17 protein-coding genes and 8 pseudogenes are annotated in these 23,275 nt (G+C 38.8%); 10 read left to right on the plus strand and 15 right to left on the minus strand.

Going from position 1 to position 23,275, the window contains the following annotated elements:
- Nucleotides 1–1,525 precede the first annotated feature (1,525 nt).
- From moaD to moaA, 6 genes and pseudogenes are all read right to left on the minus strand, one after another.
- Nucleotides 1,526–1,759 carry a molybdopterin converting factor subunit 1 gene (gene moaD, locus BLT18_RS16460; RefSeq protein ID WP_091276491.1) on the minus strand — a complete coding sequence of 78 codons (234 nt, stop codon included), beginning with the start codon at nt 1,757–1,759 and terminating at the stop codon, nt 1,526–1,528.
- Nucleotides 1,756–2,226, minus strand: a complete 471-nt coding sequence (locus tag BLT18_RS16465; protein WP_091276493.1) for a molybdenum cofactor biosynthesis protein MoaE — start codon at nt 2,224–2,226, stop codon at nt 1,756–1,758. Before BLT18_RS16465 ends, moaD begins: the two co-directional genes overlap by 4 nt.
- Nucleotides 2,216–2,748: pseudogene (gene mobB / locus BLT18_RS18820) on the minus strand (molybdopterin-guanine dinucleotide biosynthesis protein B). Before mobB ends, BLT18_RS16465 begins: the two are co-directional and overlap by 11 nt.
- A pseudogene (locus tag BLT18_RS16480) lies at nt 2,712–3,999 on the minus strand (molybdopterin molybdotransferase MoeA). Before BLT18_RS16480 ends, mobB begins: the two co-directional pseudogenes overlap by 37 nt.
- A 31-nt stretch (nt 4,000–4,030) precedes the next feature.
- On the minus strand, nt 4,031–5,047 hold the full coding sequence (locus BLT18_RS16485; protein ID WP_091276500.1) for a ThiF family adenylyltransferase: 1,017 nt from the start codon (nt 5,045–5,047) through the stop codon (nt 4,031–4,033).
- Nucleotides 5,048–5,065: 18 nt separating this feature from the next.
- On the minus strand, nt 5,066–6,082 hold the full coding sequence (gene moaA, locus BLT18_RS16490) for a GTP 3',8-cyclase MoaA (protein ID WP_091276503.1): 1,017 nt from the start codon (nt 6,080–6,082) through the stop codon (nt 5,066–5,068).
- Between the two features lie 154 nt (nt 6,083–6,236).
- Between moaA and BLT18_RS16495 the strand changes: the two genes are divergently transcribed.
- Nucleotides 6,237–6,719 (plus strand): IS4 family transposase, encoded by a 483-nt coding sequence (locus BLT18_RS16495; protein WP_175487577.1) that lies wholly within the window; start codon nt 6,237–6,239, stop codon nt 6,717–6,719.
- A 684-nt stretch (nt 6,720–7,403) separates the two neighbouring features.
- Here the strand turns inward: BLT18_RS16495 and BLT18_RS16505 are convergent.
- From BLT18_RS16505 to BLT18_RS16525, 5 genes and pseudogenes are all read right to left on the minus strand, one after another.
- On the minus strand, nt 7,404–8,891 hold the full coding sequence (locus tag BLT18_RS16505; protein ID WP_091276511.1) for a sodium:solute symporter family protein: 1,488 nt from the start codon (nt 8,889–8,891) through the stop codon (nt 7,404–7,406).
- Entirely contained in the window at nt 8,892–9,176 is a 285-nt protein-coding gene (locus BLT18_RS18435; RefSeq protein WP_091276514.1) for a hypothetical protein, read from the minus strand.
- 1,440 nt (nt 9,177–10,616) lie between these two features.
- A complete protein-coding gene (locus tag BLT18_RS16515) occupies nt 10,617–10,814 on the minus strand; it encodes a hypothetical protein (RefSeq protein ID WP_091276517.1) in 198 nt (65 codons plus the stop codon).
- A 50-nt stretch (nt 10,815–10,864) separates the two neighbouring features.
- Nucleotides 10,865–11,059: pseudogene (locus BLT18_RS18825) on the minus strand (transposase); the annotation flags it as partial.
- A 680-nt stretch (nt 11,060–11,739) separates the two neighbouring features.
- Nucleotides 11,740–13,356, minus strand: coding sequence for a PucR family transcriptional regulator (locus BLT18_RS16525; protein WP_245705307.1), 1,617 nt, complete (start codon nt 13,354–13,356; stop codon nt 11,740–11,742).
- 260 nt (nt 13,357–13,616) lie between these two features.
- Here BLT18_RS16525 and BLT18_RS16530 point away from each other — a divergent pair, with 260 nt between their 5' ends.
- The 3 genes from BLT18_RS16530 to BLT18_RS16540 are packed head-to-tail and all read left to right on the plus strand — an operon-like array spanning nt 13,617 to nt 17,645.
- The gene (locus tag BLT18_RS16530; RefSeq protein ID WP_091276522.1) at nt 13,617–14,978 is read left to right on the plus strand and encodes an aspartate aminotransferase family protein; all 1,362 of its coding nucleotides are present in this window, start codon (nt 13,617–13,619) and stop codon (nt 14,976–14,978) included.
- A gap of 44 nt (nt 14,979–15,022) precedes the next feature.
- Nucleotides 15,023–16,162 carry an alanine dehydrogenase gene (gene ald, locus BLT18_RS16535; protein WP_091276529.1) on the plus strand — a complete coding sequence of 380 codons (1,140 nt, stop codon included), beginning with the start codon at nt 15,023–15,025 and terminating at the stop codon, nt 16,160–16,162.
- A gap of 22 nt (nt 16,163–16,184) precedes the next feature.
- On the plus strand, nt 16,185–17,645 hold the full coding sequence (locus tag BLT18_RS16540) for a CoA-acylating methylmalonate-semialdehyde dehydrogenase (RefSeq protein WP_091276530.1): 1,461 nt from the start codon (nt 16,185–16,187) through the stop codon (nt 17,643–17,645).
- A 211-nt stretch (nt 17,646–17,856) separates the two neighbouring features.
- On the opposite strand, the gene BLT18_RS18830 is transcribed toward BLT18_RS16540, so the two are convergent.
- Both BLT18_RS18830 and BLT18_RS18835 read right to left on the minus strand, forming a co-directional pair.
- Nucleotides 17,857–18,126 (minus strand): IS3 family transposase, encoded by a 270-nt coding sequence (locus tag BLT18_RS18830; RefSeq protein ID WP_091276533.1) that lies wholly within the window; start codon nt 18,124–18,126, stop codon nt 17,857–17,859.
- Nucleotides 18,127–18,252: 126 nt separating this feature from the next.
- Nucleotides 18,253–18,477, minus strand: a complete 225-nt coding sequence (locus tag BLT18_RS18835) for a transposase family protein (RefSeq protein ID WP_091276535.1) — start codon at nt 18,475–18,477, stop codon at nt 18,253–18,255.
- Nucleotides 18,478–18,815: 338 nt separating this feature from the next.
- Between BLT18_RS18835 and sda the strand changes: the two genes are divergently transcribed.
- Nucleotides 18,816–19,049, plus strand: coding sequence for a sporulation histidine kinase inhibitor Sda (gene sda, locus BLT18_RS18840; protein ID WP_407639937.1), 234 nt, complete (start codon nt 18,816–18,818; stop codon nt 19,047–19,049).
- A 520-nt stretch (nt 19,050–19,569) separates the two neighbouring features.
- On the opposite strand, the gene BLT18_RS16560 is transcribed toward sda, so the two are convergent.
- Nucleotides 19,570–20,454, minus strand: a complete 885-nt coding sequence (locus BLT18_RS16560; RefSeq protein WP_091276540.1) for a LysR family transcriptional regulator — start codon at nt 20,452–20,454, stop codon at nt 19,570–19,572.
- A gap of 166 nt (nt 20,455–20,620) precedes the next feature.
- Between BLT18_RS16560 and BLT18_RS16565 the strand changes: the two are divergent.
- The 5 genes and pseudogenes from BLT18_RS16565 to BLT18_RS18855 form a co-directional block, all read left to right on the plus strand.
- A pseudogene (locus BLT18_RS16565) lies at nt 20,621–21,096 on the plus strand (CoA transferase subunit A); the annotation flags it as partial.
- A 42-nt stretch (nt 21,097–21,138) separates the two neighbouring features.
- A pseudogene (locus BLT18_RS16570) lies at nt 21,139–21,707 on the plus strand (3-oxoacid CoA-transferase subunit B); the annotation flags it as partial.
- Between the two features lie 173 nt (nt 21,708–21,880).
- A pseudogene (locus BLT18_RS18845) lies at nt 21,881–22,438 on the plus strand (thiolase family protein).
- Entirely contained in the window at nt 22,435–22,695 is a 261-nt protein-coding gene (locus BLT18_RS18850) for a thiolase family protein (protein ID WP_407639936.1), read from the plus strand. Before BLT18_RS18845 ends, BLT18_RS18850 begins: the two are co-directional and overlap by 4 nt.
- Nucleotides 22,643–22,753 (plus strand): annotated as a pseudogene (locus BLT18_RS18855) (hypothetical protein); the annotation flags it as partial. The gene BLT18_RS18850 and the pseudogene BLT18_RS18855, both read left to right, overlap by 53 nt.
- A gap of 234 nt (nt 22,754–22,987) precedes the next feature.
- Here the strand turns inward: BLT18_RS18855 and BLT18_RS16580 are convergent.
- A pseudogene (locus tag BLT18_RS16580) lies at nt 22,988–23,275 on the minus strand (transposase); the annotation flags it as partial.

Here is a 23,275-nt window from a genome sequence, read left to right on the forward strand (position 1 = left end):
ATCTTGGGGTGTTGGCAAGTGGCTTTTTTTGCGTCTAATAGACCTACATAAATTAAGTGCCAAAACCTACATTTTTAGAATGCCATAAACAATATATTCTCGACTGAAAAAGAGTTAATACTTCTGTTCAAGTATCCTCATTTAGCTCAATAAAAACGGTACGTACCATAAACAACAGTTTAAAAAACTACTAAAATAAATAACTAAAAATATAACTAAAATTAAATTACCAAAAACTATCTCCATCTCCTTTTTTGGTATAGTAAATGTTTTAAATATCAGGAGAGACTCGCGCTGGAATTTTGGATATGCACGGTAAGTACGCAAGACTTGTCAATACAGCTAGATGCTTTGAATCATTATGAAGTGGATCAGATTTTTGAATAAAAAGAATCAGGAAAGAGAAAAAAACGCTCTCAATTGGACTAGTTTCTTAAAATTCTGTGTAAGGAGATCGTATCAGTCGGAGTACCAAACATTTTACTTGAACTCATGGAACAATTTGAAAGCAAAAAGAACCATTTCATTTCTATTTAAGATAAAATTGACACAACAACAGCTTTGGGGTTGTTCTTTTTCAGAGTTGTAGCTGGACTGATTCGGAACGGGACGAACGAAAGATGGATTGGTAGCAGCTTGAGCTAAGGGAAGAAATGGAGGTAGGCCGAAGGTTGAATCAAAAATCATGCTTACCATGAAGGTATATGAAAGTAAAGACTACTCTTTATCTCAAATTAAAGAAGCCACGGGAATAGGAGCAACAATGTTATTGTTACTTAGGAAAGAAGGAACTGTCCAGCGAGGTATAACATGAGAGGGAAAGGATTGTTAAAACGAAAGATGTTTATGTCTATTCCTATGATATGAATGAGCATGACATAGAAATGCAATATCCTTTTACCCCAGAATATCTTGTATTTATTAATAAGCACCGAAGAGACCATAAAGTATGTGTCAAGTTTTTCTCGACTTGGTTATAAAACCAACATTTTCACCACTCTATTTTTGCACACTTTCTACCGGCTACCGCGCTTCACTTGGTGGCCTCCATTTTTTCGTAACCATCTTTCAAAGCTAACAAAAAAATGGAGGGTTTATTGAAAGCTTTTCATCAACGCTCCCATTGCAGTGGAACGGGCTGTATACATGGCCACAGATCCTTCTTTTGCTCCGATGGAAGGACGAGTAGACTGACGCAGAAACTCTGTCATGCATACTCTCTCGGGTAAAAACCTGGGCCTCCATTCATTAGGATGACTTGTATATCAAGGTTCTCACACCATGCTGTGATGAACCGATGAAGATCTTTCTGTTCATCTTTTATGGGCTGATGATCCGCCTCTTCTAAAAAAAAATAATTTCTTTTCCACTTTTGTCATTCCCTTTATTTCTCGTATCGCTAACCGTAAGTACGGCTACTTGTTACCCTTCGCCTGACTAACATGATGCATAACTCTCGTAACCCTTTCCTATGTATGAAAACCCATCCATTTTTCTTCATTGGATGGGCCAGAGCTTATTCACATCATCCTCCGCTAACCGGGGGGATGAAAGCAATTGTATCACTTTCGTTTACCATATCATCATCATTTGCATAATCTTCGTTAATAGCCACCATCGTTTGTGAGATCGTGGAGAGTTGGTGGTTATCAGCCAACCATTCTTTCACGTCTCGAACCGTATAACCTGCCTTTTCCACTTCTATGCTCTCCGTTCCCATCTCTTCCTGAAGGCGTGCAAAAAACAAAATTTTAATCATAGGGATCCTCCTTTTGGTGGTTTTCCTTCCGGATATGCAGTCGTCTCCAGCTGGTCTCCAATCCACTCGGTCCCGTCTGCCCATTGTTCTTTTTTCCATATCGGGACGATTTCTTTGATTCTCTCAATCGCGTACTGGTTTGCTTCATAGGCTGGTTTCCGATGCAGAGAAGAAATGCAAATCACAACCGCAATGTCAGAAATATTTAAATGACCCTTTCGGTAAGCGATGACAGCCAGTGTATCTGGCCACTCTTCCTTGATTTCTTGTCCTATTTGTTCGAGCATTTTCACTGCCATGCTTTCATACGCATGATACTCCAAGCTTATGGTTCGTTTGCCGTTGGTTAATTCCCGAACAGTCCCCATAAATGTTGTAACCGCCCCGCACTCCGGACGGATCACTTTTTGCGTCATCTCTTCCACCGAGATAGGCTGGTCTGTGATTGTAAATAAATCACTGCTCATGAAAACGCTCCACCTTTGTCCATATATAGTTTAAATATTCCGTTTCTTCCTCTAAGGAATAAATAGGAAATGAAACAGACACTTTATTTTTTAAAGATTTCCATGTGATCGCACAAATAATGTTTGATAATTCATGTAAGAGATCGATATCATGACGATCTCGTAATAAAACAACCTTTAGGTAATCTTCCTGTTTAAATCCCTCTACCACAATAGCATCCGACGATAAGGGACGGTATAATTGTATAATATCGGAGAGGGTCCAACTAGATTTGTTGATTTGCACATGCAACGACCCTTCCCCCTCTACCGCTGCAGCCATTGCTCCTGCTTTTAGATGATGGTGACGTCTTTTTCTGTTGCTTTTGTGGACGGTTTTCCTCCATGACCGTGATGTTTGACAGCTGCTGTTTTCCAGTGATTTTTGGCAGCTTTAGCAATAAGTTTATTCATCAGTGTCGTTTTGCTGCTGTTTTTATATCCCGTTATTTGTAAGATGGGACAATGTTGTTCCATGGCCATTCACTGCCTATCCAATCTTCTAAGAGAAGTACATCGACTTCCATATCTTTTTGATAGCCTCTTGTTCCTCCTGGTAAAACAATAAAAGCAGAAGCGTCAGCTAAGGATGTTACCACACCAGACTTGTCCAATCCTGATGGAATAGCAGTGTAGCATCCATGATCAACTTCTAGTTTTGCTCGCACAAAACGTGTAAACGGATTAGGCTTAGGAAAGTCCACACCTAATATAGCTTTTGTTTTGCGAAGGTGTGGTCTTGGGTGATGCAAGTTCCGCTGAATCTTAGGGCGAACAAATAATTCAAACCCGACGTAGCACGCGGATGGATTACCAGAAAGTCCGTAATAAAGCTTATTGCCAATACGCGCGACGGTGGTCACACTTCCCGGTCTCATTCCGGTTTTATTAAATAACACCGAAGCTTTTAATTTATCCAGAATAGCCAGTACATAGTCATAGTCCCCAACCGAAACTCCCCCTGTTGTGATGAGAATATCCACTTCGGATAAGGCATTCTCTATCGCTTCTAGACAGTCTTCAAAATTATTGCTGAATTTCCCAAAATATTTGGCTTCCCCGCCCACTTTTTCAATCTGGGCAAGAACCATATAGGCATTACTATTACGTATTTTCCCAGGTTTGAGAGGCTCTGATACATCGAGAAGCTCACTTCCCGTAGCAAGAAGACCAATGACTGGATTTTTCGCTACAGGAATTTCACTGTAACCAAACGTTGCGAGCAGAGCACTCACACCTGGATTAATAAACGTACCTTTTTCCACCAAGGTGTTCCCAGCTTTGGTATACTCTCCTTGAAAAGAGATATTATCTCCCTTTTTTAATGTCCGCTTGATTTCCATGTCGATGTGTCCTTGTTCCTGCTTTTTTTGTAAGCTTGAGTATAATGACGCAATCACAGTCACCGGGAATTTTTGCTCCGGTCATAATACGAACCGCTTGAAAGTCTTTTACTTCCCCTTCAAACACCGAGCCTGTTCCAATTTCACCAATCACTTCAAACGTGACAGGATGTTCCCTACTGGCTTCCTGTGTATTCGCCGCTTTAAGAGCAAATCCATCGTATGGAGACTTATCAAAAGGAGGGACGTCATGGTCTGCTTTTAAGTCTTCCGCTACGTATCGGCCATATGCTTTTTCAATGGGCACCCACTCTGTTTTGGAAGAAATATCCGTTTGCATCACTTTTGCTACCGCTTCTTCTACTGGAATTGGGTTTCTCTGTTTTACCATGGTACTCTCCTTTTTTTCATCTTTTGCTTATCTAACTTAAATACTGGTGATAAATGGTTTTAGCCTTATCTATTTCATTTGTTCCATGAACTAGGACTCTCCCATCTTGAAAGACAGCAAGTCGGTAATTATGCAATAGACACGTAAGGACATAAGGGTTACGGCGGACTGTGCCATGTTTCTCTAGTTGATGTTCTAACGAGGAGAAATCATATTCTTTTCGATGAGAAGGCCTAATCTGGACGGTATCTCTTCCGCACAACACTTCTAGTTTTGTTTCAAAGGAATAATGAAGGGAAGGATAGTCCCTTTTTAATCCGCACGATAAACAATCTTCTTTTTTAGCTTGATCCATATTCATTTTAAACTGTTGCGCCTGCCAAACATCAAAAAGAAGCAATTTCTTTCTTAGGGCACTTGCATTTCCAGATAGTAGTTTCAATGTTTCCGTGGTTTGCATCGATGCTGTCACCTGGACCGCAGGGGAAATAATTCCTGAGGTTTCACAACTCATTCCTACGTCTGGCATGGAAGGGAGTACACACTGAAGACATGGTGTTTCACCAGGAATAAACGTATAACTCATCCCATGGCTTCCTGCACAAGCTCCCATCACCCACGGAATATTGTACTTTTGAGAGAGATCATTGATAATAAATCGTATTTCATAATTATCACTGCCATCCACAACCAAATCTACATTTTTTACTAGACTTTCAAGATTGTCAGCTTTCGCGTCCATCGTGATACCTGTGATTTCTGTATCCGTATTCAACGCTTCCAGACGGTGCTCCGCCGCAATGGCTTTCGGAACATGTTCGATGGCATCTTGTTCTGTAAAAAGCTGCTGCCTGTGTAAGTTGCTTCCATCTACGTAGTCCCGATCAACAATCGTTACTTTTCCGACACCAGCACGAACTAACATTTCCGCATTAGCGCCGCCCAATGCACCAGCCCCAATAATCAACACATTCTTTTTTCTTATATTTTCCTGGCCTTTCTTTCCAATACCAGAGAAAAGCTGTTGTCTCGCATAGCGATCTTTCACCTGCCTGTCCTCCTTTTATCAGCCACCGATATATGACATTTCAATTTTTCGTCTGTTCTTTGCCGTTTCCTCTGTTCTATCCTCTGAATACCGATCCGTCCGTTTGTTCCATATATCTTCAATCCTTTGACCAATATCTTCCATAGACACATTGGAGCGAAGCAATTCGCGTAAATCATACCCTCTTTCAGCAAATAAACAGGTGAAAAGTTTTCCATCAGCTGAGATTCTTGCTCTTGTGCAGCTGGAACAAAAGGTTTCTGAAATCGAGGAAATAAAGCCCACTTCTGTCTTCGTTCCATCATAACGGTATCTTGAGGCGACTTCTCCAAAATACGCTTTCTCTACAGGGACAAGCGGAGCTATTTCCTGTAGCTTTTCATAAATCTCTTTTTTTGTCACAACCTTAGAAAAATTCCAACCATTTGTTTGGCCAACATCCATAAATTCAATAAAACGAAGTGTAATGCCTTTCTTCTTGCAGTATTCTGCTAAAGGCTTGATTTCGCCGTCATTTACTCCTTTTTTTACGACCATATTTACTTTCACTTCTAAACCAGCATGTATCGCAGCATCTATCCCTCGTAATACCACGCCCACCTTGATCGTTCTTCCGGTCATTTCCTGGAAAATATCTTGACTTAGTGCATCGAGGCTAACATTGACCCGCATCAGACCTGCTTCTTTTAGCGCCTGGGCATACTTTACAAGAAAGACACCGTTTGTTGTCATTCCAATATCTCGAATACCATTAAGCGCGGACAGCTTTTGAACTAATTGGGGGATGTTTCTTCTCATCAGGGGTTCTCCCCCCGTTATCCGTACTTTTTCAATCCCTAGCTTTGTACATTGTGCTGCAAGAGAAACAATTTCTGTAAAAGAAAGCAGTTCGCTCTCAGCCATAAAAGGGTAGTCATCTCCAAAGATTTCTTTCGGCATACAATAGGAACACCGAAAATTACATTGATCGATGACAGATATACGCAAGTCACGTAAAGGCCGGTTGTATTGATCTTTTATGCGAACTTCTTGCATACTTGTCCCTCCTTGACTGCAGTTTATTATCCCAAACTATTGAAGGTGAGTATCATGTTATTCACCTTGTTAACTTTTCTCATCAAATTCACTCATTGATTTGGGCGGAATTCCGTAAGTTAAAAGCGATCTTAAAATTCATATGCACCTAGTCATGATGGATAAAGATACCACATATCCAGATCAGTTGACCATGACACCGGCGAAAGAGCACGACCGTGGCTACCTCGATTATGAGCGTTTTGACCGGATGACCGATGACGGCTACTTTTTTGTCTCACGACTGAAAAAGAATGCCGCGACTAGAGAAATCTGCACCTTTAATGCCGGGGAAGAAAAAAACATCCTATCCGATAAAATGGTGTGGATCGGTACTCCACAAAAACTGGCAGAAAACGTCTTTCGTGTCGTGCCCGAAGATGGCCACGGAGAGGTTCTCCGTCTCATCACCAACCGGTTTGACATCAGTCCGAAAGAAGTCAGCGATATCTATCGCTCCCGCTGGGAGATTGAACTGTTTTTCAAATGGCTGAAGCAGCACGTAAACATCAAAACGTTTTACGGCGAAAGTGAAAACGCAGTGAAAAATCAGGTCTATACAGCACTCACTCATTGTCTACATGTATTTATTCAGTAGAAACTAACAGTAAAAAAAAAGTACTGCAAATCAGACGCTGATTAAAACGCATGGTATGGAAATCTGCCTACCAATGGGTCAGACGGTTAAAAGGCACAGTTCCTTAAAAACCGCATTGTCGTTGTAACTCTAGATTAATTGTATAAAATTACCAAATGGACAGATCTAACCTTTGTTCAGGTTTTCCTTTTTTAGCTCTGAAGGGAGACAAATGGTAAACTGAATTTTCTTACTCTATTTATGCAACGCTAGTGATTTAAGGTATAAAAATTACCTCTCTGAATTTATAAGAAAAACCTTTTTTATATAAGAAATTGGAGAGCGATGACGGCTTGACTCGTCTGCTGAAGGTGTACTCCAATAAGACAAAGCCCATATGCACGTTTCACTCTCCAAATTTACCTTCAATGACATTCCCATCCAGGCAATCATGGTATTCTATCTGTTCCTGTGTATATAACTTCAATAAAAAGGTGTAACCCTCGTTAAGAAAACATTTTAGGTTCTTCAGTAGACCCTATACAAATATTAATTTCAGGAATATTCGCATAATTATTTTCGTTGTTGCGAGCTAACTTTATTAGAAAAACCTTTTTCACCAGACATAATTGATAGTGTTCTAAATTGCGCACCTGCAACTTATATAATTGGTCGGAAAATTGGATTAGACAATAATCATCTATTTTAGACAACATCCTCTTTTTGATCTTTTCGTAAATGAGGCCTTTCTTTTGCCATTTCTATATCCTTCCATAATTTTTCTACATGAGAATCTACAGGTCTTAGAAATCCATCAATAATTATAATCGTAAAAGCAACTAGCATTCCGTAAATACCACCTTGCCAACCAAAATCCGCTAAAAAGGCAGGCTCAGCAAGACTTATATACAACGAAACGGATAGGCCGAGCACTATAGAAATGATAGCACCAACTTTATTTGCCCTTTTCCAAAATAAACCTAACAGTGTAACTGGGAATAGTAGTACCACGGCTTGATATGTGTATAGAGCAAGAAAGATTAACTGTTCTTGCCCAAGTGTAGCCACATACATGGTTGTGATGGATATTACTACTACAGCTACCCGCGATATAAAAATAGATTGTTTATCTGTAATTTTACGATTTATTACTAATGAGACATCAGTGGTTATTAAACTGGAAATAGATTGGATAATTGCAGCAGTTGATGAAATGCTTGCCGCAACTATTAACACGCTCATTAAGGCCATTGGAATAGGACCGGTAAGTTGAGCAATCCACATATACGCTTCATAAGGATTATTTCTAGCAAAGTCAAATGTATGGGCTCCCATACCTAAAAATGAAAATGCTGCCCAGAAGATAACGGCCATTATAGGAGCTAGTATTAATCCTTTTTTTACAGATCTGACACTGTCCGCAACCAGTAATTTATTGAACACATATGGTAACACTAAAGCTCCTATACCACTTGTAATTACAAGTGATGTCCAGTATGTGTATGGTGGATCCCAACCAGGACCTGGAAATGTCAACGCGTCGGGAAATTTTTCGCTTAACAAGGTCATAGCTCCATCGAGGCTGCCAAAATTGTAATATATTAAATAAAACATTACTCCTACACCTATAAAGAACATATATGAGCCCTGGAACACCTGGGCTGTTATAACAGATCTCATCCCCCCAGTTACTACATAGACCAAGACAACCAACATTCCAATCAACATTCCCCAAAACAGACTTACAGCCCCGGCAGTAGCGTAATGAATTACAACACCTATAGCAATCCATTCTAATATTAACCAAGGCGAGACAAAGACAATTCCCGTAAGACCTGTCAACAAGCGGAGTGTTTTACTCCGGTAACGTAAATCCATAAGTTCGCCCAATGTTGAAAGTCTATATTTTTTGCCCCACAAGTATACTTTTTCACTTATTGAATACATCAAGGCCAACATTAATGAAGTATAAATCATTACATACATACCAATGAAGCCTAATCCAACATTAAAATCAGACCATGCAGTAAAAATAGAACCTGTATACCACGAAGCGAAAACAGCAAGAGACACTGCCAACATTCCAAAACTGCCCTTTGATGTTGCAAAATCCTGGTAGTCTTTAACTCCGATATTTTTCAAGTTGATTAGTATAATTATTGCAAAGAAAACTATAATAAAAGTTAATGACATTTACTTCCTCCCTCCTCTTCCAAGTAACTCGTTTAATTCTTCTTCTGTTGCTTGTTCAATATCAATATCAATATTACCTTTTACAGTATCTGTGTAATACCAAACAATAAAAGTACCACATATACAAAAATTCAAAAGTATCAACCAAAATGCTGAAAACGGAATTCCTAAAATCCAAGGCTCAATCCGGTTAGCCCATTGAAAAATACTCGGATGTATCATTAAAGCAATTAAACAGGTAATTATTATCAAAAATATGATATTGTGATGAACTTTAAATTTCATATATTTTCTTCATCTCCTTTATTTGCTTTAAACATTTTATTATTTAGTTAATTTCCTAAGCCCTTGATATAGAGGTTTTCAAAGTCATAAAAGAAGAGCCCCTTCCCAAGTTTAACCCCCTTAGTAATGTAACTTCTCTCCCAATTCCTGATGCTCAACCAATTATAATGGCTAATCGATTCATCACTTATCCTACTTTTTACTGTTTAAAATAAATGAAATACTAGACCAATATATAAATTCTTTTCACCCCTTTTCACACGTTCTCGAATAGTTCGTAATATACATATCTATGTTTACTAGTACAAAGTTGACTACTTTATTAGCGTTATTGAGATATACCAAGTAGGTAATAGTCATATTTCATAAATTCTCGAATTATAATGACCTAATTACTCATTAGGTCATTCCCTAACTAAGTAATCGCTTTCATGTTTAACAAACACTATCTTGAGTTGCGCCTCATGATTATTCCGTTTGCAATCATTATGTACGTGTTTTGAATTATTTTTATATTCTAAATTGTTTTTATATTTTGAATTAACATAATGTTTTAATATACTCTACTATATTTTAATACATTATTCAATAATTTTTATCATAGTTTTTTTTTCGCCACATGTTGGAGAGAGGATTTCTTATAGCTCTTCCTCTTATATTAGTAGCAAGAGCTCATGTTAGAAGGAATTCCCGGTTGAATCTGATAAAATTCCCTCTAGATTCCTATAGGTTATCAGTTCAATTTTCTTCTGTATTTGTTGTACAATATTGTACTCTGTGGTTTTCAATTGTCCACTCCTATGAATATTGGTACTTACTATGTAAAACGATATAAATACGATAATTCTATCACAAAATATATTCTTGACGGATAAGTAAATACTTCTGTGCAAGTATTCTCATTTAGCTCAATAAAAACGGTGTGTACCCTAAATAACCGTTTTTGGTTATAGAAAAGAAATTCTCTGAAAATAATCAAAACAACTCTAGATAGAAAAAAACATACTAAGCTTAGTAGCACAGACCACGACCATGGTCTGTGCTACTATTTTTATATAGTATAAGTGGAGAACAAGACCGAGACAGCCCCGGATTTTGATCCGTATTAAAAACCGGTCCCCTTCACTGTCCTTATGTGAATCAGTTTTAGTTTGAGTCCATGGAGACCATGTATAAGAAAAAGGAATCGATAAGGAATAGTGAAAGCTTCTGCTGTGTGAGAGGAGAAAATAGAATGAAATATGTCGTAGCTCTAGACGTAAGTATGGGAAAGAATTACATGGTGGTATACAATGCTAACAAGTTCTGCGAAAGAACAGGAGAAGATTTTACATACCCGTACGGGCTTTCAAGAATTAAAGACGCTTTTAACGGATTTCAACTCCCAGTGAACCACCTGCCATTGTGTTTGAAGCCACAGGTGTTTATTCGAGTTTTTGTTCAATCGTTTCTACTGTTTTTTTCCAAATATTCCCTGGTGAGAGTGGCTTCTTCTCCCATTTCATCGAGATCTTGATCACCATATAGACGTTCTTCTTCATTTAGTTCTTCAATGTCTTGAAGAGGGGGGCGGATCTTGGTTTGTAATTTTTCCTGATATCGTCCGTTTGCCTTTTTCCAAACAAATTCGGTGCGCATTATCCTCGATTTTCGTCCCATCTAGCCCTGGTCGATCAACATCGTCAGGACTAAGTAAATATCTTATTAATGACTTCTTTCAAGCAATTAGAACGAAAGCGATTGATCGTACGGCAATTCGGGGTTTGGCGGGCACTTAGCCATAAAAGGAATTCTCTTGCGCACGACTTTGGCAATTTCACAACGGAATAGATCTTTTGTGTGTAAGCAAATACGATGATTTTAGCCTTCATTTTAGGATAATAACTGTCTCTACCCCCGCCGAGGTAATTTTAATCTTAATTGGGAAGCTTGTATGATTAAATGTATATCTCCCTCTAACATCTGTGCACGGGTGAATATAGGAAGCACTATGACTAATCACTATGTTTATCCATTCTAGTTATCCTTATAGCATAGAAGCCCAAACTCTTCCGGCAAGCTCCTACTTATTCTAGTTTTTGCCACCAAAGTAGTAGTTTCAGTAGGTGCTACTTCTCTAACGGCTTTGGTGGCCTGTGCTGTTGTAGGGTAAGAATCCAATGCCTCAACATATTTCTATGGTCTCCAACCACTTCCCTCCGAACCGCCATACTCACATGTCTCTATGTATACGGCTCTCCAACAAATCAAGTGCTTGCGCAGCTTAACGATTAAGTCCATCGGAGACAACATCTTCTCAGAGCCGGTAGGCGGACACATATTGATACAACGCCCGCATTCTTTCTTGAACAACTTGTCAGCATATTAAAAAAGCCGACTTCATGGCAAAAAATCGTCCTTGGCAAATTCCATGTGAAGTCACCTAAATAGTTATTTTTTTTATTTTCAGGCTATATTAACTTAGATCATTCATTAATTAAATGTTTATTTTTTCTTGTGAATATAAGTTGTCTCCCCTTGCGTTTCCCGCATTTTAATCCTGACTATAGAGACACTAATCTTTCTAACTTTTTAATAAATGATAGGATTTAATAGCCACTTCTATAGCTAAACGATTTGTCGACTCCAAAAAATCTTCTCCAAGAAGCTGTTTTATTTTCTCAAGTCTATGGTAAAGGGTTTGCCTCACAATAAATAATTGGTTGGCTGTCTCCTTTTTTGCCCCTCTACACTGAAGATAAACTTCAAGAGTCTTAAGAAGATCACTTTTCATTTCTCGATCATAGTCTATTAAGACCCCAATCCAATCATTAACATAGGCCTCAAGTTGTTTGTTTTTATGTAATTGAAGAAGAAGTCTATAGATACCAGTATTTTCATAGAACAAAACTTCCGAAACTTTGGCTTCTTGTAATTGAAGAACTTCTCTCGCTTCTTCATAACCTAAAGATGCACTGGAGATCTTCTTATGAACGCCACTTACCCCGACTGTACAGTTAACTCCATCAATAATCTTATGATTCATCTCAAATATGCTTTTTATAATCTCTGAAAAATTATTCATATCTTTTTCTACATTATTTTCTGTAAGAAAGGAGCAAATGACAGCTACTTCATTTTTTTTCACAGAAACAGCTGAAAAACACCCTGCACTTTTAACCAGTGAACGTATTAGCATGGATCTTTGTACTTTTATTTCTTCCCATTCTTCTTCTCTTATTTCAATGTCTAGAACATTTGTTTGTATAAGTAAAATTCTATAATAAAAATTGTTTTTAGTGAAAGGCAAAAATGCGTGCAGGTCATTCGAATCATAATCCTTCCCTTCAATCAAATTACGCACTACCTCATCTTCCTTATTCAACTTTCTTTCCTCAATGGTTCTGTTTCTCAACAGGATTTGTGCTAACGACATTGCAGCACGATCCAATATAGAGAAAAATATCTTATCAGTAGGTGAAACCTTAACATGTAGGCATAAGAAACCCCAAACTTTCCCCAATCCAATAACCGGTGTTAAAGCAAAGGATTCATCATTAACTGAAATAATTGATTGCCGCAGACTACCTGTTCTATATTTTTTTAAGTGAGAACGTACCATCATTTCGTAGTGTTTTGTTCCGGGGGGGTAATAATAAGACTCCGTTTCATCCGTAACAAACAGTACGCTTAACCCAAAATAGGAATGTAATTCCTGTAGTATTTTTAATAACCCATTTGGGGAAAGAGATAGTTCAGTGAATTTTTTGGTTAATTCACTTAATTGATAAAGCGCCTGATGGTGTTGATTAATAATGAGCGTATGGAGATCTTGTGTAATCTCTACAAATTTCACTTTTTTTTCAAAAACTATAATTGGAAAATTGCATTCATCTGCTAACCGTTTGATATTAGGTGAAATATTATTAAAATAATATCCTAATTCTATGCAGATCCCAGCAGCATCTTTTTCAATTAATCTCTTGTAGGTTGATTCTGATGATAAATCAAGTTGAAGACCTACACCTGTGGTGAGAATTAATTCGCCGCCATTTATTAATGAGTCAAATTCTTCTGTTTCCAATATATGTGTCCATTTAACTTCTCTATTTAATCCCCCCTCTCCAGCTAAGACCCTGGCATGTTTAAATACTTCCCTTGAAATTACGCCCTTGACAGTCAATCCAAATTCATTTATCAACTTAAATCCTCCAAAGTGTCAAATCAAAATAGAAATGATTTGACATAAAGTAAAATGCTAATTTTAAAAATTGTTTGTAAACTACATTATGAAGGATTCAATAATTGATATCAATACAAGCTTTAAGCAACTGGAGGAAGAAGTTCTACTGAATAACTTTTAAAAGATGATCCTATTTTTCTAGTGATGATTGGACATTTAGTTAAGGTAAATACTTAAGACTCCTGCATTACCCTCCAATTTTGAAAGGAGAGATAAAATTGAAGACAGTGAAAGAAGAAACACAGTCACTTATTAAAAAGGATCGAGACCACGTATGGCATCATATTTCACAATACAACGATAAATCAAACCCTATAATTGCTACCGAAGCAAAGGGGGCATGGATTACAGATCATAACGGAAATAAATATCTGGATGGAATGTCCGGGCTATGGTGTGTAAATGTTGGTTACGGACGGAACGAGTTAGCACAGGCGGCGTACGAACAAATGAATCAAATGGCTTATATACCTATGACTCAAAGTCATATACCGGCCATAAAACTTGCTGAAAAAGTAAATGAATGGTTAAGCGATGACTATATGATTTTTTATTCCAATAGTGGTTCCGACGCAAATGAAGTAGCCTTTAAAATGGCTAGGCAATTCCACCAGCAAAATGGGGATTTTTCAAGATATAAGTTTATATCCCGTTACAGAGCTTATCATGGAAGTTCACTAGGTGCTTTGTCTGCTACAGGTCAGGCTCTTCGTAAATACAAATACGAACCTCTTTCTTCTGGTTTTTTACATGTTGCCCCTCCAGATAATTACCGAAGACCTTTAGGTCAATCTGTCGAATCATATAATGTACAACGAGCTGAGGAACTGGAGGATAAAATAATCTGGGAGCAGAAAGAGACCATTGCCGGTATTATTATGGAACCATTAATTACCGGAGGAGGTGTATTAATTCCACATCCGATATATGTTGAAAAAGTTCAGGAAATTTGTAAACGACATGGAGTTTTATTAATAATTGATGAAGTTATTTGTGGGTTTGGCAGGACAGGAAAAATGTTTGGACATATGCATTTTGATATTAACCCTGACATCATAACCATGGCCAAAGGGCTTACTAGTGCTTATTTGCCGTTGTCCATCACAGCTGTTCGAAAAGACATTTATGAAACTTTTAAGCAGAATGAAGACAATAGTCATTTTCGTCATGTTAATACATTCGGGGGAAACCCTGCAGCTTGTGCAGTTGCTTTGAAAAACCTTGAAATTATAGAAAAGGAAAATTTAACAGAAAGGGCCGCGGTTTTGGGTGAGCGATTACAAAATGAGCTTGAAGAACTGAAAAATCATCCATATGTAGGAGATATTCGCAATTTAGGATTATTAATGGGTATTGAACTAGTCGAAGATAAGGACACAAAAAAGCCGGCTTCTGCCCAACGAGTCGGAAAAATTATTTCGGATTGTAAAGCTTATGGTCTAATTATCGGAAAAAATGGGGATACCGTTGCAGGCTATAATAATATTTTGACAATATGTCCTCCACTATCCAGCACGGATAATGATTTAGATTTTATTATTACTGTATTAAAAAAAGTATTTAAACAGAATGAATCTTGATTTCACTTAAATTAAATAAAAACCTTATAAATGGAGGGAAAATAATGAAGATAGGCATACCACGCGAAATTAAAAACAATGAAAATAGAGTAGCTATTTCTCCTTCAGGTGTCGATGCACTTGTCAAAGCAGGACATGAAGTTGTTATAGAGAGTCAAGCTGGTATTGGATCGGGTTTTTTTAACGAGGAATATGAAAAATCAGGTGCTAGAATTGAAAAGAATGTTGAAAAGGTATGGCTTCAAGAAATGGTTATAAAAGTAAAAGAACCACAACCAGAGGAGTATCAACACTTTAGGGAAAATCTCATTTTGTTTACCTACCTACATCTGGCTGCTGAACCATCATTAACTGAGGCACTAATGGATTCTAAGGTAGTAAGTATTGCGTATGAAACAATTCAAGAAAAAGATGATTCTCTACCACTGTTAGCACCGATGAGTGAGGTTGCAGGCAGAATAGCATCTCAAATTGGGGCTCAATTTTTAGAAAAGCCAAAGGGAGGAAAAGGAATCTTATTAAGTGGTGTACCTGGTGTGCACCGTGGAAAAGTTACGGTGATTGGTGGCGGTGTTGTAGGAACGAATGCAGCTAAGATTGCAATTGGTTTAGGAGCAGATGTTACTATTCTTGACCTTAATCCCACACGTTTACGAGAGTTGGATAGCCTATTTGGAAATCAAGTTAAAACAATCATGTCTAATCCACTTAATATAGCTGAATCCGTAGCAGAAGCTGATCTAGTTATTGGAGCTGTATTAATACCAGGAACAAAGGCACCAAAATTGGTATCCGAAGACATGGTAAAAGCAATGAAACATAAATCCGTCATTGTGGATGTTGCTATCGATCAAGGAGGTATCTTTGAAACTAGTGGCAAAATAACAACTCATGATAACCCAACTTATGAGAAGCACGGTGTCGTTCATTATGCTGTAGCTAATATGCCAGGTGCAGTTCCAAGGACCTCTTCCATTGGCTTAACAAACGTTACCCTGCCCTACGCAATGAAAATAGCTAATAAAGGGTATATCAAAGCAAGTTTAGAAGATGAAGCTATTTCAAAAGGAATTAATACGATGAAGGGATTTGTAACATATGAGGCTGTAGCTGAAGCTCATGGATTGGAATATAAGAATCCAAATGTATTGTTAAATGACAGTCAAATGGCAACGCAATCATAATATAATTTCTGGAGGTTATGATATGACACAATTAAAAGTAAAAACACTTAAAAACTATGTAGATGGCGAATGGATTCACTCTAAATCAGATATATCGGAAAAAGTAGTTAATCCGGCAACAGGCGAGGTGCTTGCACATGTACCTATTTCTTCACAGGAAGACGTTGATCATGCTGTAGCAATTGCTGCTGAGGCATTTCAAACATGGAAGGATGTCCCTGTTCCAAAACGTGCACGTGTTTTATTTAAGTATCAGCAATTACTTGTCGAACACTGGGATGAACTAGCGGAAATCATAACTATTGAAAATGGGAAAAGCTTTAAAGAAGCTCATGGTGAAGTGCAACGTGGGATTGAAAATGTTGAATTTGCAACTGGAGCTCCCTCTTTAATGATGGGGGAACAGCTACCAACAATTGCAAATGGTCTCGAGTCAGGGGTGAATTACTACCCTATAGGCGTTATTGGGGGAATTACGCCATTTAACTTCCCAATGATGGTCCCCTGCTGGATGTTTCCAATGGCAATCGTAACGGGTAATACTTTTGTTCTAAAACCATCAGAACGCACCCCATTACTAGCAAACCGTTTAGCTGAATTACTAGAGGAAGCAGGTTTACCAAAGGGTGTATTTAATATCGTTCATGGTGCCCATGATGTTGTTAATGGACTCTTGGATCATAAAACCGTATCTGCTATTTCCTTTGTTGGTTCTCAACCAGTTGCCGAGTACGTATACAAAAGAGGTACGGACAATCTAAAACGTGTTCAAGCACTTGCCGGCGCTAAAAATCATTCTATCGTATTAAATGATGCAAATTTGGATAATGCGACAACCCAAATTCTAAATGCCGCATTTGGCTCTGCAGGGGAACGATGTATGGCGGCATCCGTGGTGGCAGTTGAAGAATCAATTGCAGATCAATTTATGGAACAACTGGTACAAAAGACAAATGATATTACCATTGGAAATGGGCTGGACGAAGACGTTTTCCTTGGACCAGTTATCCGTGATCAACATAAAGAACGTACATTAAAATATATTGAAACAGGTGAAAAAGAAGGGGCGCATCTTGTTCGGGACGGACGCAACGACAAAGATGCTCAAAGAGAAGGATATTTTGTAGGTCCTACTATTTTTGACAATGTGACAACCGAAATGAAAATTTGGCAGGATGAAATTTTCGCACCAGTGCTATCAATCGCTCGTGTGAAAAATCTCGACGATGCTATTGATTTAACAAACAAATCTCGTTTTGCAAACGGAGCGTGTATTTTCACAAATGACGGAGGCAGTGTGCGTCAATTCCGTGAAACAATTGATGCAGGAATGCTTGGCGTGAATATTGGTGTACCAGCTCCAATGGCTTTCTTTCCATTCTCTGGCTGGAAAGATTCGTTCTATGGTGACCTGCACGCAAATGGAAAAGACGGATTATCATTCTACACTCGAAAAAAAGTAATGACTACTCGCTGGGTGTAACAATATAAACTTTCGAATTAACCCCTTGAATTTGGACATGTACCCTATTTATCTAGCATAATCAAACTTTTTCTCTTCTTTTGTCCTCGGATAGAATCGCCCATTTACTGCGTTTGTCAAGGACCGCTTACGCTCTCCCGTTGGTCACCCTTGACAATCCTCACAAAAAGGCAGAGTGGCGGTTAAGACAAAAAAAGGAGATGGTTTGTGTTTACACACGAACTTCCCGTTGTGGTATCAAACCACGCTTTGTTTGATTATAATATTCTTTCGGAGAGAGATCCAGAACACTTCCGTGAAGTCGGCGCTCGTTGTAGAACGCAATATAGGAAGCGACTTCTCGATATGCTTCTTCATAGGTCTTAAACTCGAAACGCTGGAAACATTCGTCTTCCAGAAGGCGGTGAAAGGCCTCAATGTGGGCGATCGAGTTCAGAGACTTTGGGCTCTCTGTCAAATGTTGTGTGGAGTATATTTCCAATCCCTCTCTTTAAGAAGGCTGGTTAAGCGTGTTTAGCCAGCCTTCTTACTTCTTGCCGCCAAAGGATTTTCTTTTTTAGTCGTTCAAAAAAGGCATGACCGCAAGTTATACAACGATAGCGGCGTTTCACAGGTGTAGGGTGACGGGCTGGCCGCCCACGCGACTGCTTTGAATCACCTGCCATCGGTAGCCATGCACCCGTTTCGTCTTTTTCCTGCATTGGGGGCGGATCTGTTGCCGAACAGCAGTATGAAGCTCAAACCATAAACCATTGTCGTCTTCCCCACTGTCCCAAACATCGACATGGAGGTCTTTTATTCCCAGCAACTTTATGATAGGCTCGCGATGCACCCATATCCTCTCCTTTGGTCCGTCAAATTAAGGGTAACAAAATGAGAGGAATGGGTGTTCTTTTTTTGTCTATTTTCTCTTCCCTTGTATCTCCCATCAGAATAGGAGATACCACAACATTTACTATAGAGCCTTGTTTTCTATTATTTCGATGTCATCACAACCTTACAATAATGTTACTGAACCATTTCCTCGATATAGCCATAATTAAACTCGTTGGAGGGTGAATTTTGAAACGGTTGTTGTGTACGCATTTCTAAAAAATTAATTTTCTTTTGTAAACAAATAAGGATTAAAGGGAGGAATAAATGATGATATATTCTTTTATAAGCCCTTGGATGTATGTGTCGAATGACTTATTAGTAACTCTTTATCGGAAAGCCATTGAACAACAATATGATAAAGAGTTGATTGAGTATGTATTTGATGAAATAAAAAGACGTTTATTGGATTGTAGGAGAAACCACATGTTAAGCAATTTAATCCCACGTTTAATTAACAGTAACAAAAATGTTACGAAAATAGCTCTCAAATTAAAACGCCATTTATTCCTGAAATACTTAACACGATAAAGAGTATTAAAAAGTAGAAAGATAGTAGAGCCGTACATAGGCGGAGTTTAGAAAATGATCATTGACGAACGTCATCGAATAAAAGCCGTGGACAGTAGTGACTTTGAGATAGAGTTTAAAGAGTCTTATTGAGCAATACTCTGATTCCCTCTGTTAAAGCAGGTAATAAAAACAAGAGACAAGGATTATCTAGCTATACTTGACTTACTCCATAAAAGTAGAGATGAGGACTAAATTTTTCAACATAACTTTGCACTCAAATCGCACAGAGTAGGGGATTGTTGCTAAATTTGAATTTTTTCTACGGTTTGATTGGGAATCGACCCCTTACAAACTGATAGAAGCAAAGCGTGGTAATGAAATTATTTCGAAAGTAAAATAGCAGGCTGAAAGGAAAGCAAATTCACTTTTTGTAATTATTAAGTGTCACTTCGATATTAAACGCCAAGATAAGCACGGATTGTAGGGGAGAGCTAACAATCCATAGGTTCCTGGACGGCCATACCAAGCGAGCGGGTTACTATTTTTGAAAGGTTTGTCCAACGAAATTAATCCATTCTTTCGCTGCTGGTGATTGGTAACTGTTTTTACGCCAAATAATGGCTAGGTTCCATGAAAGCGCGGGGTTTGATACAGCTAACGTTGAGACACTTGATAGTTCTGCCTTTTGGCAGAGAGTTTCCGGTAAAAAAGTAACACCGAGATTCTTTTTTGCCATTTCAAAAAGGAAATCCCACTGGGTACTTTCATGAATAATGCGAGGTTCAAACCCTGCTTGAATACATCCCTCTCTGACTCTATCGTATAGGGAAAACCCCTTTCTGAACATGAGAAAATTCTCTTCCCATAATTCACTCATTTCTACACTTTGTTGATTTGCTAAGGGGTGGTCAGTTGAAACTACTAATAAGAGAGCCTTACTAACAATAGGCCGCACTTCAAATAGTTTCGTATCTACAGGCAGTATAGCTACGCCTATATCTATTTTGCCTTCTAGAAGAGACTCTTCCATAATTTTTGCCCCTTCTTCCACGATGTGGATATTTGTCTCCGGATATTCTTCACGAAACGATGCAATGATGTCAGGAAATATGTTTGAACCAATTACTGGAGGAAGCCCGAACTTAAAGCTTCCTTTTTTTCTTGATTTTATATCTTCTGCTTCTCGTATCATGTCCTCCATACCCCTTATGAGCTTTTGGGCATGTGAAAGCATCATCTCCCCTTCTTTTGTTAGCTGTAAGCGACGAGTGGAGCGGTCAAACAATAGAATCCCTAATTCTTCTTCGAGTTGGAAAATCGATTTGCTGAGGGCAGGTTGGGAGATGTGAAGTTTAGTGCTTGCTTTTGAGATACTCATTTCTTTGTATATTTCTAGAAAAAAACGCAGTTGTTTAAAATTCAAGTTGATCCCTCATGTTCTTTTTAAGAATAAATATATAATTTTTATCTATTTTACTTATGATAGCGCTTTTAGTAAAGTGAAATTAATAGAAAATTCAATATTCCATTGATCTTTTTCGGAGGGGTTTTATATGTCAAAAGTTTTCACATCTTTTGAGGAGAGTGTCCGGCAAATTAAGAAAGTGATTGCTTCGTATGTAGGAGAAAACAAAACGCTAGAATCCCAGTACATTAATGGAAAGTTAGATTTGGAACTGGTGCCTCAAGGGATACTTACAGAACGTATTCGCATGGGCGGTACTGGCATACCCGGATTTTACACTCCTACTGGTGTAGGCACACCGACTGCTGATGGGAAAGAACATAAAGAATTTCAAGGCAAGGTGTGCATTCTAGAAGAAGCAATTACAGGAGATGCTGCCCTTGTCAAAGCATGGAAGGGGATAAATATGGGAATCTCATTTATCGCCATACGGCTCGTAACTTCACCCCAATGGCTGCAACAGCTGGAAAAGTAACGATTGCAGAAGTGGAAGAGATAGTAATCATAGGCGAAGTAGATCCAAATGAAATCCATACCCCTAGTATTTATGTGCAGCACCTATTAAAAGGTGAAAACTATGAAAAAGAATTGAAGAGTTAACCGTTCACGGGGCTTAAACTAAAAAATTATAGGAGGGATACAATGTCTACTGCCCGTGAAAAAATCATTTCTCATGCTGTGAAAGGAATAGAAGATGGTATGAATGTAAATTTAGGTATTGGAATGCCTACGATGATTGCGGATCAAATCCCTGCGTCTAAAGAAGTGTTCCTTCACTCCGAAAATGGACTATTAGGTATAGATCCTTATCCAGTTGCCGGAGAAGAAAATGCCAATCTTATTAATGCGGGGAAAGAAACTGTCACGGCGAAAGAAGGAGCTGCTTTTATCGATAACGCTGAATCGTTTACGATGATTCGAGGAGGACATGTGGACCTTGCGTCTTAGGCGGCACGGAAGTGTCTGAAAAAGAGGATCTTGCCAACTAGATGATACCAGGAAAAATGGTGAAGGGCATGGGAGGCGCGATGGATATTGTCCAGGGGGAACAAAAAGTTGTCATTATTATGAACCATGTCAATAAAGAAGGACAGTCCAAAGTGCGGGCAGCATGTGAACTCCCGTTTACAGGTAAAAACGTAGTAGATCGTTTAATTACAGACATGGCTGTTTTCGATTTCTCAGAAGAAGGTATGGTACTAAAGGAAATCTAAGAGGAATATGACCTCAAGACTGTTCGTCAAAATACAGAAGCTTCCTTCTAAATAGACGAATCCATTTATGAAAAGGAGAGTGCCAATTGACTTCTGAAAAAATAGTTTCAGCTGGTGCTGTTCGCACGCCCGTTGGTGTTTTTAATGGATCATTAAAAGATATTTCTGCTGTGGACCTTGGTGCTGCGGCGATACGTTCGGCGCTAGAGCGATCAAGCATAAAACCTGGTCAAGTCGATGAAGTAATCATGGGAAATGTTCTGCAAGCAGGCCTTGATCAAAATCCTGCTAGAATTTTCGCCATACGTGCTGGCCTGCCTGAGACAGTTCCTGCGATGACGATCAATAAAATATGTGGGACTGGCTTGAAAGCAGTTCATTTAGCAGCTCAAGCTATCCAATCAGGAGATGCAGACGTTGTTGTGGCAGGTGGAATGGAAAGCATGAGCCAAGCCCCTACTTACTCAAAGGCGGACGTACAGGGTTTGGTATGGGTGACCTAGAAGTTCATCGATAGTATGATTCATGACGGGTTATCTTGCACGCTAGAAAACTATCATATGGGAATCACCGCTGAAAATATCAATGAAGAGTACGGTGTGACAAGAGAAGAACAAGACGAATTTGCAGCGCGGAACCAAGAAAAAGGTTTATTTGATAAGGAAATTGTTTCAGTAGAAGTACCGCAGCGAAAAAAAGACTCTATCGTTCGTTGTTTCACAGGATGAAGGAGTTAGAGCGAACACAACGGCAGAAAAACTCGGTAAATTCAGGCCTGCTTTTAAAAAAAGATGGGAGTGTGACAGCAGGGAACGCTTCCGGTATTAATGACGGAGCTGCGGCGATTATCGTTATTAGCGAGAGGAAAGCGAAAGAGCTTCAAATCGCTCCATTAGCGAGTATTCGAGCAAACACAAGCGCATGGGTTCCACCTCGGATTTATGGGCATAGGTCCTGTAGAAGTAACCACAAAAGCTTTAAATAAAGCGGGCATGTCGATGTTAGGTGTAATCGAGGCCAATGAAGCTTTTGCCACACTTTAAGGTGGCCCCCTTTGTCAAGACAGATTTTTTTAATAAATAAGGTGTGACTCCTTTCGAGATAGAGAAGCTACCTTCGGAGAAAAAGGAGATCACAGAACGATCTTGTTCACCCTTAACCGTTCCGCCTTTATGGGGGAAGGTTCCGTCAAGGGCGAGCGTAAGCGAGGACAACGTCGAACCTTTGACGGGTTCTTTCGACATACAGACAATGACGAAGAGGGTGAAGACGATCCACTACTGATAAATTTCAGCTGGCGGCTGATCTTCAAGGGCTTGATGTGGCCTTTCTTCATTATAAAAAGTTAAGTAATTACGAATACCTTGTCGCACAGCACGGGGCGTTTCGTACTCTTTTAAATAAATATCTTCATATTTCAAGCTTCTCCATAGGCGCTCAATGTAATATTGTCCAAAGCCCGCCCCTTGCCATCCATACTAATATTGATGTCATGGCTATGAAGAAGATCGGTGTATGTCGGGCTTGTAAAATGGCTACCTTGATCGCTGTTCATAATCTCTGGT

The sequence above is a fragment of the Alteribacillus persepolensis genome (assembly GCF_900099605.1).
GTDB lineage: Bacteria > Bacillota > Bacilli > Bacillales > Marinococcaceae > Alteribacillus > Alteribacillus persepolensis.